13 protein-coding genes are annotated in these 13,889 nt (G+C 60.2%); 2 read left to right on the top strand and 11 right to left on the bottom strand.

The features are described from left to right. Positions 1-2 precede the first annotated feature (2 nt). From JK213_RS00390 to JK213_RS00365, 6 genes are read right to left on the bottom strand one after another with little or no spacing between them, the layout of a single operon-like run. Positions 3-1,073: a glycosyltransferase gene (locus tag JK213_RS00390; protein ID WP_194261396.1), complete on the bottom strand. Its 1,071-nt coding sequence runs from the start codon at positions 1,071-1,073 to the stop codon at positions 3-5. Further along, on the bottom strand, positions 1,070-1,825 hold the full coding sequence (locus JK213_RS00385) for an NTP transferase domain-containing protein (RefSeq protein WP_211571249.1): 756 nt from the start codon (positions 1,823-1,825) through the stop codon (positions 1,070-1,072). Before JK213_RS00385 ends, JK213_RS00390 begins: the two co-directional genes overlap by 4 nt. Beyond that, positions 1,822-2,637: a sterol desaturase family protein gene (locus JK213_RS00380; protein ID WP_194261394.1), complete on the bottom strand. Its 816-nt coding sequence runs from the start codon at positions 2,635-2,637 to the stop codon at positions 1,822-1,824. Before JK213_RS00380 ends, JK213_RS00385 begins: the two co-directional genes overlap by 4 nt. After that, the gene (locus JK213_RS00375; RefSeq protein ID WP_194261393.1) at positions 2,634-3,743 is read right to left on the bottom strand and encodes an LptF/LptG family permease; all 1,110 of its coding nucleotides are present in this window, start codon (positions 3,741-3,743) and stop codon (positions 2,634-2,636) included. The genes JK213_RS00380 and JK213_RS00375 overlap by 4 nt, the downstream gene beginning before the upstream one ends. Then, positions 3,740-4,894, bottom strand: coding sequence for an LptF/LptG family permease (locus JK213_RS00370; protein ID WP_194261392.1), 1,155 nt, complete (start codon positions 4,892-4,894; stop codon positions 3,740-3,742). Before JK213_RS00370 ends, JK213_RS00375 begins: the two co-directional genes overlap by 4 nt. Beyond that, the gene (locus JK213_RS00365) at positions 4,891-5,829 is read right to left on the bottom strand and encodes a metallophosphoesterase (protein WP_194261391.1); all 939 of its coding nucleotides are present in this window, start codon (positions 5,827-5,829) and stop codon (positions 4,891-4,893) included. Before JK213_RS00365 ends, JK213_RS00370 begins: the two co-directional genes overlap by 4 nt. A 120-nt stretch (positions 5,830-5,949) precedes the next feature. Here JK213_RS00365 and JK213_RS00360 point away from each other — a divergent pair, with 120 nt between their 5' ends. Continuing rightward, entirely contained in the window at positions 5,950-6,915 is a 966-nt protein-coding gene (locus JK213_RS00360) for a diacylglycerol kinase family protein (protein WP_228125335.1), read from the top strand. Further along, complete coding sequence (locus JK213_RS00355; RefSeq protein ID WP_194261646.1) at positions 6,908-7,846, top strand: hypothetical protein; 939 nt, start codon at positions 6,908-6,910, stop codon at positions 7,844-7,846. Before JK213_RS00360 ends, JK213_RS00355 begins: the two co-directional genes overlap by 8 nt. Positions 7,847-7,882: 36 nt before the next feature. Here JK213_RS00355 and spt read toward each other — a convergent pair whose 3' ends face one another. The 5 genes from spt to JK213_RS00330 all read right to left on the bottom strand — a co-directional run bounded on the left by spt (position 7,883) and on the right by JK213_RS00330 (position 13,745). Further along, positions 7,883-9,076, bottom strand: coding sequence for a serine palmitoyltransferase (gene spt, locus JK213_RS00350; RefSeq protein WP_194261390.1), 1,194 nt, complete (start codon positions 9,074-9,076; stop codon positions 7,883-7,885). After that, the gene (locus JK213_RS00345) at positions 9,073-9,327 is read right to left on the bottom strand and encodes an acyl carrier protein (RefSeq protein ID WP_062027581.1); all 255 of its coding nucleotides are present in this window, start codon (positions 9,325-9,327) and stop codon (positions 9,073-9,075) included. The genes spt and JK213_RS00345 overlap by 4 nt, the downstream gene beginning before the upstream one ends. 112 nt (positions 9,328-9,439) lie before the next feature. Then, on the bottom strand, positions 9,440-11,251 hold the full coding sequence (locus tag JK213_RS00340; protein ID WP_194261389.1) for a fatty acyl-AMP ligase: 1,812 nt from the start codon (positions 11,249-11,251) through the stop codon (positions 9,440-9,442). After that, entirely contained in the window at positions 11,251-12,381 is a 1,131-nt protein-coding gene (locus JK213_RS00335; protein WP_194261388.1) for a sensor domain-containing protein, read from the bottom strand. The genes JK213_RS00340 and JK213_RS00335 overlap by 1 nt, the downstream gene beginning before the upstream one ends. Beyond that, positions 12,378-13,745, bottom strand: coding sequence for a lipopolysaccharide biosynthesis protein (locus JK213_RS00330; protein WP_194261387.1), 1,368 nt, complete (start codon positions 13,743-13,745; stop codon positions 12,378-12,380). Before JK213_RS00330 ends, JK213_RS00335 begins: the two co-directional genes overlap by 4 nt. Positions 13,746-13,889: the final 144 nt, after the last annotated feature.

The raw sequence follows: 13,889 nt of genomic DNA, 5'->3' as shown, positions 1-13,889 counted from the left end.
GTTCAGAAGCCCGGAATGCGATCCAATACGGCATTACCGTTACGGGTGAAGGCTTCCGGCCCGAAGCGCTCCAGAACCCGCTTGCGGGAGCGTTCACCCATTGCTGCCAGATCGGCGGGTCTGCCGATCAGGTCCGCCAGGGCGGCTGCAAGAGCGGGGGCATTGTCGAACGGCACGATACGCCCCGTCTCTCCGTCGAGGATGCTGGACGGCAGTTCTCCGGCAGGGGTCGCAACAACCGGGAGGCCGCATGTCATGGCTTCATGTCCTGCGACACACATGCCCTCCCAGTGTGACGACTGGACATAAAGATGCAGGGTTTTCAGGAAATCCATGGGCTTTGACGTATAGCCCGGAAGGTCGATCGGCAGATTTCCGGCCGTAATGCGGGCTTGAAGCGCGGCATGCAGAGGGCCATCTCCCGCAATCTGAAGACGAAATGGCGGCAGGTCGGGATGGTCCTTCAGGAGGGCCACGGCATCACAGAGGATATCATAGGCCTTGACCGGATTGAGGCGTCCCAGAGAGCCGACACGGACGATTTCGCCTTCTTTCCACGGTGTTGCGATGGGCGCATTGGGATCGGCGCGGAAAATGGGCCAGGCCACGAAATTATCGCTGAGGCCGAGCTCTTTGGCTGCGAAGGTGATAACGGACTGGGAGTCGGCGACCCAGAGCGTGGTGTAGGGGCGGCAGAGCCTGAGGAGGAATGCGTTGGCCTTCTTCAGGCGTCCACAATGCTGCCAGTGGACCGTTGGAGTCTTGCGGCGCAGGGCGACCAGTTGTCCCAGAAGTGTGGCGCGGCTCAGGGACGTCCAGATCAGGTCGGGCTGGAACGTCTCCATCTCGTCGCGCAGCCAGCGATAGGCCGCGATATGGTCACGCGTCGTACCTTCGCGTACGCGGACGTGAATGCCTGCGGCTTCGAGCAACGGAATCGCGAGGCCGTCTTTGCGGGCCAGCGCGAAGACCGTCACATCCCCGCCTCGGGCGCGCATGACGGAAACAATATCCGGAATGGGAAGCTGTGCGCCGCCACATTCGAGCGAATTGATAATATAGGCGATTTTCATGGAGTCGTCTGCGCCAGAATCTGTTCAGCCAGCGTCAGGTCGGACGGCTTGTCCACATCCACCGCCGCGCGCCCGTCCGATAGCGTCACCAGCCAGACGTTCGCGCCGGTGAGCTTCTGGATACGGCGGTAAAGGGCGTTGGAATCTAGTGTACGCGTTACAGCGCGCAGCAATGTGCCGAGGCCGAGCGTCAATGCCATCCGAAGCGGCTGTTTGCGGTTCTGCTGAAGGCGCTTCCACAATTCGATGACGTTCCGCCCTTTTGGCGTCCCGATCAGGAACAGGTTACAGCCTGAAAAACTCATATCTGAAAGATGGATATAGGTGCGTTTCGTGCCGGGAACATCGCGTTCGACAGTTGTGCGCAACGCCACGCCTGCTGCCAGATCGCAGCCCTGTGCTTTGGCCAGAAATTCCTCAATCCATTCCGGGCGAAGAAGCGCGTGGTCGGCTGTCGTCACCAGACAGGGCGTGCCAATCCGGTCGATCGCTTCGGCAACGCTTTCGCTGGGAGAAGGAGCAGAGCGCAGGATCGTGGCATTGCCAGCGAGGTCCCTGATGCAATCCGGGTTTTCGATGCTGATCGTAACCGGGCCAAGGCCGGGCGTGCGGGCGATGGTGTCGAGCACGCGGGCCAGCATGGGCTGACCCGCGACGGGAAGAAGCGCTTTGTGAGAAACCCGCCCGAGTTTTGCGAGAACATCATTCTCGCCGTCACGCGAACCAGCGAGCACCAGAACCGGAAGACTCATGCCGCGGGGTTACGGTCTGACGTTTTGCGTGATGCTGCCGGACGGGCCCCGTCCGGGCGATCCTTCGGCGGCGAGCCGGTCAGGTCCATGACCCATGGATAGCGGTGCGCCTCTTCAAGATCGTAGCCGAGATTGAAGACGTGTTTGCTGCGGGGCCGGTCACGCGCTTCACGGTAGAAGCTGCTGAACAGACGGTCCGGCACATAGTTCGTGATGCCGTAATTGCCGTCTTCGTCGTGGAAGTGATGCAGGACGTGCAGCTGCTTGATGTTCGCCACCCATTTCCAGCGCGGCTTGTAAGCCAGATGCTGGATGCAGTGGAAGAATTCATAGATACAGGTCATGACCAGTGCGGTCGAAAGGGCGCAGAACGCACCGCTCCAGCCCGCGATCAGACCGCCGATCGGCATCGTGATGATGGCCATCGTCGGCACCGTGTTCAGCGGTGAGCCGAACAGAACGTCCAGCAGATGCGGGTCCTGATGATGGTCAAAATGGATGCGCTTCCACAGGGAGGCGGTCCAGTGATTGCGATAGAGCCAGCGCCCATGAAGGATGAAGCGGTGGATAGCATACCAGGCCAGCGGGTAGACCACGATCACGACGGGAACGGGGATGAGTGTCACCCACAGGGCAGTCGAGAAATGCAGGGCCGCCCAGGCAGCGCCCGCGATCAGGGCGAAATAGAGCAGGATTGTCGGATAGGTCAGATAGGCGAACCAGAGCTGGGAGAGGTTCATCTTCCCCAGATCAAAGCTGCGGCCAGTCCGGATGGCGGACATGTTGCGCCACGGTGCAGTGAAAGTGCTCATCGTTCCTCCATCCGCAGGATCCAGGTCAAACCCAGAAGGGCGCCAAGCAATGGCCCGACGCTGACAGCCAGCGGGGCTGGCAGCGTGCCTGCGTTTCCAAGTGCGGAAATCATTCCCTGCAGGATGACGAAGCCCATTCCGGCGCCAAGAACATACACCGGAAGCGGATTTCGAAGTCCTGCACGGGGAGGGATATAGATCACCGGAAGCGTCAATAGAAGCATTACTGCAATTTCAAACGGTAAAATCATGCCGCCAAAGAGGGCCATGCGGTAGGTGGCTCTGGGCAGACTTGCAGGAGCCCCCTTGTGCAGAATGGCACTGATCTGCCCCGGTGTGACGAAAGCGCCGCTCTGGGACAGTGTCATGATGGTGGACGGGGTGGCGGGGATGATGAAGGTGCTGTCGCCCTTCGTGACGTTTACAAACGATTTGTCTTCGGAAAGGGACAGATCCTGCGCGCCATCAGGATGCCACCGGCCCTGTGTGTAGGTCAGGGTATTCGTATGTTCGGTTCCGGTCAGCAGCCCCGTGGAGTCACGGTGATAGATCGTCACATCCCGCAGGAAATATCCGCCCTGGGCGATCTGCCCGATCCGCACCAGAGTGGGGCCTGCGCGAAACCACAGGATGTCGTCTTCAGGCTGTCCGTCCTGCCCGGCCAGAGGGTCTGTCCTGTTCCACCATGTGGTGAGGGCATTTTCACAGGCGGGGACCAGCCAGTACTGGGCGCAGGTTCCGCAGAGACCTACAATCAGGACGGCGGGCAGAAGCAGGCGGTACAGCGAGGGTGTCGAAAGTCCGGCTGCGCGCAGGGCGGAGATTTCGCTCGACAGCGTCATCTGCGTCAGCAGGAAAAGTGTACCGACCATGAAGGCCAAAGGCAGGATGTCGATGCTGAGTGCTGGCAGGTGCAGGAACGCGAATGTCAGGATCCCGCGGATCCCGAGATGTCGGTTCAGGATCGGCGTCGTCTTCTCCATAAGGGCCAGAATTTCCAGCAGAGAGACGAGCACGACACCGCATAACATGAACCGGCCAAGCAGGGCCCGGTTGAGCGCCTTGATGAGCACGAAGCGCGGCATGGAAGGCTGAGAGTCGCTCATGCCACAGCCCGTTTCAGCAGACGACGGCGCCAGGAACCCCGGGATCGACGCAGCAGGGCCGCGAGGCAGCCTATACAGAACACGGCCTCCGGCACCCAGATTGCCAGCCAGATCGGCAGACGGCCCGTGGAGGCGAGGCTGTGCCCGAACATCAGGGTCTGGTCGAAGCCGATCAGGATGACTGCGACGGCAATCAGGCCCCAGACGGATTTGCGTCGTCTTGCGCTGATGGCCAGTGCCACTGCGAGGGGAGGAATGAAGGGAATGGCAATGGCGCGGGCCATGCGGAAGTCCATTTCAGCCCGAAGTGTGCGGTATTCGATGCCCGGCAAGCCGTAGCGCAGATCATGGGCCAGTTCGAGCAGGGTCAGTTCACGCTCGTCCGCTCCGCGTGTGCGGAACGCGGTTTCCTTGTCCGGCCGATCGATGACGCGGACGACATGCTCGAAATGCGTGACTGTCGGCTTGTGAGGGTGGGTAGCCTGAAACGGATCGTCCACGATTTCTCCGTTCCACAGATCGAGGCGCGTGCTGCGCGTTTTTTCCGAAATGGTCAGCGCGCCTGTTTGCGCCGTGATGATGTGGGCGACCCCACTGGGGCTGACTTCGCGGATGAAAACGCGTTTGAGGCGGGTTCCGGCATGGCTGACACTGTCTGCGGTCATGACGGCTTTACTGGAGGTGGAGGCGAACATTCCGGCCTGAAGATGGGGCGCCCAGCCGGTATGTTCGGCAAAATAGAAGCCTGCGCGATAGTCATAGCGGGCCACGGGCTGGATATAGCCGTACAGGAACACGCTCGCCCCCCCGAGAAGCAGGCCGACGATCATGAAGGGACGGCTGATCCGCATGAGCGAGACGCGACCGGCCTGAAGAGCGTCGATCTCGTTGTTGTCGCTCATGCCGCGGATGGTCAGGAAGACTGCTATGCACAACGCCGCGGGCAGGGCGATGCCGAAATAATGGGGCAACAGGTCCGTCAGGAGCGCGATGCAGGTCGCAAGCGAACTGCCTGCGGAGGCGAGATAGTCGAAAAGCGACAGCAGGCGTTCGAGAAGCAGGGCGACCAGCATCGCCAGCAGTGCGATCGCAAATGGCGGCGCCATCTGCGTCAGCAGATAGCGGTCCAGAATATGGGCCCGCTGTTTCACGCGTCTGTCCTTCCTGCCTGTTTTCGCCCGGATCTCTTCCATGACGCCCGCTCGCTGACCGAACCGTCCAGCCGGTGACGGGCCAGATCAATGTGCCAGCCCCCTTCATATGGGCGGATCGTCAGATGATTCCAGCACGCCTGTCGGTGAGGGCGGTCATCTGTCAGGGAGGCCGATGCCACGCCCAGCAGGGGAATGTCCGTTCCGGCGATATGGGTCAGTGTCGCATCATGGGAGTGGCCGTGCAGGACGATTTCCGCTCCGCCCCGTCGGAGGAGGGCCGCAACCTCAAGATGGTCCAGTAGCGATTTGCGCCAGGGCACGAGGCCGCGCTTTGGGGGGTGGTGGATCATCACCACCCGGCACAGTCCTTCTTTTCCAAGCTGCTCCAGCAGAGCTTCAAGCCGTTCCCGCTGCCTGCGTCCAACGCGACCGTAGGCCATGAAAGGGGCTGTAGGGATGCCGGAATTAACGCCGATGATCGCAACCCCGTTCTGCAGACGCACATACGGATATTGCCGCGCGGACCAGCGTTCCCACTGATTTAGCCCCGCGGAAGCCGGTTGCCGAACCATGCAATCATGATTGCCGGGGATCACGAGGGCCGGAGCGGGGAGTGCCTCCAGCCAGCGGGCGGCCTCGGCGAATTCGTCCGGTGTTCCAAAATTGGTCAGATCCCCGCTCACAAGGATCGTATCCACGCCTGTGCGTCCGATATCCTTCACCAGTGCAGCGCAGGTCTGCGCGAGATGGACGTACTGGCGGTGCTTCTTCCAGGACAGAAGACTCAGGGCGCGCTTGTTGAGCGCCGCACGCCAGTGAACGGGCGGCGGAGGCAGATGCGGGTCTGAAATATGGGCCAATGTGACATGAGACGTTGTGACAGGGGACGTATGCCGCGACGCGAGGGGATCTGCGGGCAGGTCAGGGGTCATGATCAGAGAAAGGCCTTGTCAGTATGCACGCCATGAGACGGCGCCCGGGACTGCCGGGATGTGCCGTTCTGGCAGTTCCATCATAGCCGTGCTAGACCCGCCCGCATAGCCGAACGCCATATGAAGATTGCCTCCCTAGTGCGCATAGCCTTGATCCATAATGCCCGTAGCCGGAAAAACCGCCGGAACGGTTCCAGTTTTGCTGTCGAGGCCCAGGCCCTTCTGGGGAAGGATTTCGTTCCCTCCGACAGTCGGGAAGGAACCACCGCTCATGTTCGCCAGCTCTACGAACGGGGTATCGACACCATTATTATTGATGGCGGAGACGGGACGGTCAGTACGGCCCTGACCGCCATTGCGCGCGCCTATCCTGCAGACCGTCTGCCAGACATCGTGGTTCTGGCGTCGGGTAATACGAACCTGATTGCCAGCGATGTGGGGTTCGGTCTGCGGGGCATGGAAGCCATCCGTCGCCTGAAGGCAGGGGCCCTGCGCTCAAGTATCCGCACGCCCATCCGTCTGTCCTGGCCCGGAACCGACCGGATGCCCGTATTGGGGCTTTTTGGAGGATGCGCCGGATTTGCGCGCGCCGTCCGCATCGCCCATTCGCCAACGGTCCTGCGTTTTGCGCCGCATGATCTGGCCGTCGGTATCACGCTTCTCACCACGTTCGTCAGTCTCATGTTCCGCAAAAGCCGCGAGGCATGGCTCCGGGGAGATCCGTTGCGGATCGAGACAGGCGGTCATGTCTATGATGGGCAGAGCTTCATGTTCCTTGTAACGGGACTGTCGTGTCTTTCGCGTGGGATCTGGCCGTTCTGGGATGCTGAACCCAATGTCGAGGGTCTTCGGTACCTGGATGTCAGCGCACAGCCCGAAAGTCTTCTGCGAGCCACATGGGCGCTCCTGTGTGGTCGTGCACCGCGCTGGCTGCGTCGTCATCCCGATTACGTCAGTGGTCGTACGGACGATATGACACTGGTGACGGAAAGCGATTTCGTGCTTGACGGAGAAGTTTTCAGCGCAGCCCCGGATGGCGTGTTGAGGCTGGAACGTGCGCCCAGCTTCCGGTTCCTTCATGCCTGATGCGCTCGAACAACGACTGATCGGTGAACTGACCACCTCTGTCGATCCGGGCGTCAGCGCTTTTGCGGATGCTTTGGCCCGTGCCTGTCCCGAACCGCCGCTTGGCGTGCTGTTTTACGGCTCGCTTCTGCGCAAGGCCGATCCGGACGGTATTCTCGACTTCTATATTGTCACCGAAAATGCAGAAGGCTTTTCAGGTGGACTGATCGCCCGGACCGGAAATCTCGTGCTGCCGCCCAATGTGCGGTATTCGGAATTCCGGTATCAGGACCGCGTTTTGCGTGCCAAGATCGCAGTCCTGTCCCGTGACCAGTTCGCTGCCCGTACAAGTCTTGGCGCTTTGGACACCACGATCTGGGCCCGTTTCTGCCAGCCGGTCCGGCTGGTCTGGGTGCGTGGGCCGGAGAGTGCGGACTCTCTTCTCACCCTGATTGCGGGATGTGTGACGACGGCGTCATGCTGGGCTGCCCTGCTGGGTGCGCCTTCCATGACGGCGCTGGAGTTCTGGCAAACCCTGTTCGCCCATACTTATGCGTCTGAATTGCGGGTTGAGAAAAAGGGGCGTGGTAACAGCATTCTGGAAGGACAGGAGGAGCGTTACGCGGCCCTGCTGCCGCTAGGGTGGGCGCGGGGACGGCTCCAGTTTTCCGCTCATGACGACACACTGGAACCCGTTATCAGTGCGGCCCTACGTCGAAAAGCGCTCCGTCGCTGGGCGTTAGTGCAGACATCCGGCCGTCCACGGAATATCGCCAGACTGTTGAAGGCGGCTTTCACCTTTGAAAACGGCGCTTCCTATCTTGCCTGGAAAATACAGCGGCATACCGGTTTCGATATGCAGTTGTCGCCTTTTGAAAGTCGGCATCCGCTCGTGATGTTGCCACGACTTCTCTGGCGGGCCCGAAAGCTGTTGGGCCGCCCGAAAGCATAAAAAAGGGGGATCCACCGGATCCCCCTTTTTTATGGATTACAGCCCGAAATGTCTGGCGACTTCGCCGAAGACCGTGACCGCGCGGTCGATTTCTTCGGGCGAATGGGCCGCCATCACTGAGCAGCGCAGCAAGGGACGGTTGTCAGGCGTTGCCGGTGGCAGCGAGAGGTTCACATAGACCCCGTTTTCCAGCAGTGCGTTCCAGAAAGCGACGGCCTGATCCACGGTTTCAAGCGTTACGGCCACGACTGGCGAAATGTGCTCGCCGGTCTTGAGGCCAGCTTTCTGAAGGCCCGCATGCAGACGTGCCGCATTGTCCTGAAGCTTGGTCCGCAGTTCCGGGTGTTCCTGCATGTCCTCGAGCGCTGCCATGGTGGCGGCAATGATCTCAGGGGGAAGGGAAGCCGTGAACATATAGGGGCGTGAGCACAGGCGCATCAGGTCCACACCGTCATGGTCTGTGACGCAGTAGCCGCCGACGGTGCCAAGCGATTTGGAGAAGGTCCCGACCACGAAGTCGATGCCGTCCTCGCAACCCTGAACTTCCGCAACGCCACGGCCATGCGCGCCCATAACACCAAACGAATGGGCTTCGTCAGCCATCAGATAGGCGCCGTGGCGCGTCTTGATGTCCACGAACTTGTCCAGAGGGGCGACATTGCCCGTCATGGAATAGATGCCCTCGGCGACAATCAGCTTCGCGCCCGGATGATCCTTGAGACGCGCCAGACGCTTTTCCAGATCGATCGGATCGTTGTGGCGGAAGCGGATGACCTGCGCACCGGACAGTTTGGCGCCGTCATAGATGCTGGCATGGCTGTCCGCATCGAGCAGCAGAATGTCATCCTTGTTCACCAGCGCCGAGATCGTGCCGAGATTGGCCTGATACCCGGTGGAGAATACCATGCAGTGCTTGCGTCGGAAGAACTCGGCCAGACGGGCTTCGAGCTTGCGATGCAGGCCGAAGGTGCCGTTTGCGATGCGTGAGCCTGTCGTGCCGACGCCCATCGTCTCTGCCGTTTCCACGGCGGCTTCGATGGCTTTTTTCGACTGGCTGAGACCAAGATAATTGTTGGTCCCGAACAGGAGCGTTTCACGGCCTTCGATGATACCAACGCTGGCGGAAACCGGACGCTCGATCACGACTTCGAACGGATTACGCGGCGACGTGGCCGTCAGGGCGTCGTAAGCTTCGCGCAGTCCTGCATGTTTGGCGAAGATATCGATCACGCCTGGGCGACCTTCAGCGCGTGCAGGCAGCCAGCCAGATCATTGATGGTACGGATATCGGCCAGCTTGTCGAGAGGGACGGAAACGTCGATTTCGTCTTCGATTTCCATGACGAAGTTCATGACGGCGAGGCTGTCAAAGGCAAGATCTTCGACAATCTTGCTGTTGCCATCGATGTCCCGGGGAACTTTCGGGTTGGCAAGCAGTTTCTCAATGATCATTGCGGAAATGTCGGTGACGCTGTCAGTCATGGACTTCAACTCTCGATGTCTGTGCAATCTTGGGCAAGCCTTATGCTCCAAACCCGTCCCGTTCGCCAGCCCTCTGTGTCTTCAGGCAATGTGGCAAACGGAACGGGCAGGATCAGGCAGCCGAAGACGTGGTTTCGGGCTGCTGGTCAAACTGCCCGGAGAGCAGCATGGTCTTGGCTTTAGCGCGGGTCAGCTTGCCGGAGGATGTCTGGGGTAGCGTGCGGGGCGGAACGAGGATGACGTCCACATCCACTCCGTGCTGGCGGCGGAACAGACTCGTGACCTCATCACGGAGCTGGTTGCGGCTCGCATCCTCGCTCGCACGGCACTGGACGAGGGCCACAATCTTTTCGCCTTCTTCTCCGTCCACTGAGAATACGGCCACGTCACGCGAACGTAGGGTCGGGATCTCGCTTTCGGCGGACCATTCCAGATCCTGCGGCCAGATATTGCGTCCGTTGATGATGATCAGGTCCTTGGCGCGTCCGGTGACGACGATCTGACCGTTGAGGTGATAGCCAAGGTCACCGGTATTCAGCCAGCCATCTGCATCAAGAACCTCTTCGGTCTCGTCAGGGCGGCGGAAATAACCGCACATGAGGCTCGGCCCGCGCACATAGACGGTTCCGACCTGCCGGTCTGCCAGGTCACGGCCAGATGCATCCCGGACTTCGATCTGGTGGTCAGGGAGCGCCGCACCGCATAGCACAAATGTCCGCAACGGAAGGGACGGATCGTTGGACGGTTCGGCAATGCCGTCCTTTTCAAGGCGGCGCAGATCAATCGTGTCGGTCTGGATGCCGGTGTCGAGCGGGGCAAAACTGATGGCGAGGGTTGCTTCTGCCATGCCGTAGCTCGCGACAAAAGCGCTGGCGCGGAACCCGTTGGACGCAAACCGTTCGGCAAAGCCTTCGAGGATGTGATGGCGGATCATGTCGCCACCAATCCCTGCAATGCGCCAGCAGGACAGGTCCAGGTCAGCCTGACCGCTACGGCGGGAGCAGAGTTCGTAACCGAAAGACGGGCTGTAGGCGATCGTCCCGCGATTGCGTGAAATCAGGTCCAGCCAGACATGCGGACGGCGGGCAAATTCGCGGGTCGGCAGCAGATCAACGGAAAGCTGGCAGGTCAGGGGAGTCAGGAAGAAGCCGACAAGACCCATGTCGTGATAGAGCGGCAGCCAAGACACGCAGCGGTCATCGCGCGGGTCTTCGGCCGGATGAACGTGCAGGCCGTCGCGGGCGATGGCTCGGGCGTTGGCCATGCCCGCCGCCTGCGTGACCGAAACGCCCATCGGAAACCGGGTGCTTCCCGAGGAAAACTGGAGATAGGATAGCGCTGTCGGGGCGATTTCCGGCAGTTCGACGCGGGCTTCGGCATGACGGTTAAGATCGGCAGGAGATCCGCCGAACACCAGATCCAGTCCCTCGACGATGTCGCTGGTCCAGCTTCCGATCACATCGGGCACCACGACGGCACGAGCGGCGGCGCTTTGAATCATGCCACGCAGGGTCGCCACATAGCCGTCCTTGCCGCCGAACGCGACGGGGAGGGGAAGCGGCGCCGGAACAAGACCGGCATACTGGCACCCGAAGAAAATACGGGCAAAATCGCCATCGCTTTCCGCAACGATTGCAACACGGTCACCGGGCGTGAGGCCAAGACCCAGCAGACGGCAAGCCATTGAACGGGCCTGCTCGCGTAATAGACGGTAAGGGAGTGCTTCGAGAAGCTGTCCGCGACCGGAATAGATGTTGAATCCGCTCTCACCCTGTGCCGCGTAATCGAGTGCGGCTGCAAAGCTGGGGAAATCTCCGTAACGTCGTTCCAGACCGGATCGGCTGGGCGTCGGGACGGGATTGGCGGTTGGGTTCTGGTTGGCCTCGGTCAAACCTAGACTAGCTCCGTTTGGGTTGCCTGACATCAGGCTGCCCTTTTCAGAAAATCGACGATTGCGTCCGCCGCAGCGGGAGCAGTGGGTTCATCACCCAGTGTTTCGAATGTCTCTAAACCATATTGGCGCTGCGCCTCAAGAAAACGAGGATGCGTTTCGAAGGCATTCTCGATCTTGTCGCCCAGATCCAACACATTTTCCGTCACCGGCCCCAGCGTCCAAAACTGATAATCCGGATCTCCATTCCATTTCACATGGTGGGCGTTGAGGAAGAGACAAGGGCGGGGACGGATCATGAATTCCGCCACCTGACTGCTGACATCTCCCAGATAGAGGTCTGCCCCCATCGTATAGGTCATGTCGATGCTTCGGTGGCTTCCAGGGTCGATCAGCATGTGCGGAAGATGCCCATACTGACGTTTCAACGCTTCGCCTTCCTCGCGACGATTGTCGAAAAGACGGAAATGAGGTGCAAAAACAAGATTGTAGCGGTCCTGTCCGGCAAAGAACTCCAGAATCTGATGCCCCATCCCGGGCCATGAGGACAGGCGGCGAACGAAATGAGGATTATACAGGATCGTGGGCCGGTTGTTATTAAAAAGCTTTGGCCGTTTCGCATCCATCCGCCGCACGAGATCAAACTTGGCATAGGTGCCGCGATGATACGCGCCGGGACGAATGATGCCTTTTTCCAGCATACGCTGCTCTACTTTGCGCCCAGGAACCAGCAGAAAGTCGAATTTGCCCAAGTGGCGGGCAAATCCGATCGCCCGATCTCCGGCGCCATGTCCCGTCCAGATCATTTTCGGACGTCTTACGCCCATGCGGCGAAGCTGCAGGGACGTGGCTTCCGGCACGATGATGGCGTCAAAGCCCCGGAAATAATGCCGGGATGCGAAGAGGCCGATCAGCCTGTCCACCACCCGCAGTCCATGTTTCTCGATGCGGCGGCGGAGGGTCTGGGAAATGGGCAGCAGGTCGAATTGGACGCGGGCTTCTGGATAAAGGGTTGCGAGGGAACGGGCCAGTTCCAGATGACTGACAGTCAGGCACGAGACATGAACCGCTACGTCGGGATGGCGGGCGGAAATCTCTAACGCGACGGGCAGGGCATGCAGGGTCTGGTGGCGCTGGCCGATGAGGGGAAAGGCCACCTTCATGCTGCAAGACCATCGGGGCTGCGGGCCGCGCGGATCACGAGGACCAGCTGAATCGTGATCAGTAATGTCACACCGCAGAACGTGGCTGGACCGACACCGCTCAGCCCGTACTGGCGGACCATCATCACCAGCGCCGGGAGAAAGAACAGGCATTCGAGAATACGTGCGCCGATCGCAGCGCCGGAGCGGTTTGTCGTGAACAATAGCGGCTCCAGCGGGAGGCCCCAGACAGTCACGACTTCGGCGGCGAGCAGCCACAGCGTGACGGGCAGCGCTTCCGTCGCTCCGGTGTGTCCGATGTAAAGCCGAAGCAGCGGGCGTCCGGCGAACAGTGTCAGCAGGAGCAGGGCCGTCCCGATCCCCCCGGCCATCAGGGCGATCTGTCCCGTCATGCGATACAGGCGGTTCATGGCCCGATCACGCCATAGCCGAGCCATTTCCGGATAAACGGTCGTCTGGATCAGGGTGGCGGGTTTTGCGATTCCAGCCGCGATCTGGCTTGCAATCCGGTAATAACCCGCGCCCGTCGGGCCGACGAATGCGCCAACCACGAGCGTGCCGATATGACCAAAAGCGAGAGCAAGTGTGGAGTTGAGGTTCGTATTCAGCGCAAAGCGCCAGATCCCGGGATAGGCGCGAAAAAACTGTCCGTTCAGAAGTTCGGGGATAATGCCGCGCATTTCCTGGAACAGTCCGCGGATCAGGCCACGGCGATACATTTCGCGGGCTGCCATAAAGAAGATCGTGCCCCACGCAGCGGCTTCAGCGGCGATCCAGACGCTGGCAAGGGCTGCCACAGAAGCCCAGCCCAAAGCCATCGAGGCCGTTCCGATGACCCGGACGATGGTGGCGACGGTCCCCTGTACGGCCAAGAGGTCGTAGCGGTCGAACACCCGCAGCAGGCCAGTTGCAGTCGCGGACGCCATAAAGAGAATGGAGACGCAGTAAACAACGCCGATAATGTGGATCTGGGGTGGCCATCCCAGAAATTTCATGGCCAGAAGGCTGATGAGGACGCCGCCGCCGAAGCCCAGAAGTCCTCCCGAAGTATCCAGAAGAAGGCTGAACGAGACGATTTTCTGGAAACTGCGACGATCTCCCTGCGTTAGGGGTTTCAGGCCGTAGTGTAGAACGGTCTGCCAAGACTGGAAGTCAACGATATCACCCATCGTTCGGGCGAAGGCATACATCATCGCAACCAGCCCGAAGCCGTAACTGCCCAGCAGATGGGTCGCGAGCCAGATATGAAGGAGGCTCAGCGGAGCATTTACGGCACGTCCCCCGAGAAGGACACCCAGATTGCTCATGACGCGCTGGATACCGCCGGGCCTCGCTGCCTGAGAAGACGATGAGTCGTCTGACATCAATTTATGGAAACTTTCGTAACAGTCTTGTCGTTAACGTCAGTGGCGAACAGAAATAGGCGTTTCCCTGAAAATCTGAACTCACTTTTTGTGACGGAAAATTGCATTCATATACGGACCAGAGCGTCTTGTTGCGCAGAATGT

This window comes from Gluconobacter sp. Dm-44 (assembly GCF_018256175.1).
Lineage (GTDB): Bacteria > Pseudomonadota > Alphaproteobacteria > Acetobacterales > Acetobacteraceae > Gluconobacter > Gluconobacter cadivus.
Note: the sequence above shows the minus strand (reverse complement) of the source record. Positions and strands in the feature narration are given on the sequence as shown.

Coding starts and splice junctions, on each gene's coding strand:
- JK213_RS00375 (WP_194261393.1), bottom strand. CDS start 3,743: ATGAGCGACTCTCAGCCTTCCATGCCGCGCTTCGTGCTCATCAAGGCG.
- JK213_RS00385 (WP_211571249.1), bottom strand. CDS start 1,825: ATGAGTCTTCCGGTTCTGGTGCTCGCTGGTTCGCGTGACGGCGAGAAT.
- JK213_RS00355 (WP_194261646.1), top strand. CDS start 6,908: ATGCCTGATGCGCTCGAACAACGACTGATCGGTGAACTGACCACCTCT.
- JK213_RS00335 (WP_194261388.1), bottom strand. CDS start 12,381: ATGAAGGTGGCCTTTCCCCTCATCGGCCAGCGCCACCAGACCCTGCAT.
- JK213_RS00360 (WP_228125335.1), top strand. CDS start 5,950: ATGAAGATTGCCTCCCTAGTGCGCATAGCCTTGATCCATAATGCCCGT.
- JK213_RS00340 (WP_194261389.1), bottom strand. CDS start 11,251: ATGTCAGGCAACCCAAACGGAGCTAGTCTAGGTTTGACCGAGGCCAAC.
- JK213_RS00330 (WP_194261387.1), bottom strand. CDS start 13,745: ATGTCAGACGACTCATCGTCTTCTCAGGCAGCGAGGCCCGGCGGTATC.
- JK213_RS00365 (WP_194261391.1), bottom strand. CDS start 5,829: ATGACCCCTGACCTGCCCGCAGATCCCCTCGCGTCGCGGCATACGTCC.
- JK213_RS00345 (WP_062027581.1), bottom strand. CDS start 9,327: ATGACTGACAGCGTCACCGACATTTCCGCAATGATCATTGAGAAACTG.
- JK213_RS00390 (WP_194261396.1), bottom strand. CDS start 1,073: ATGAAAATCGCCTATATTATCAATTCGCTCGAATGTGGCGGCGCACAG.
- JK213_RS00380 (WP_194261394.1), bottom strand. CDS start 2,637: ATGAGCACTTTCACTGCACCGTGGCGCAACATGTCCGCCATCCGGACT.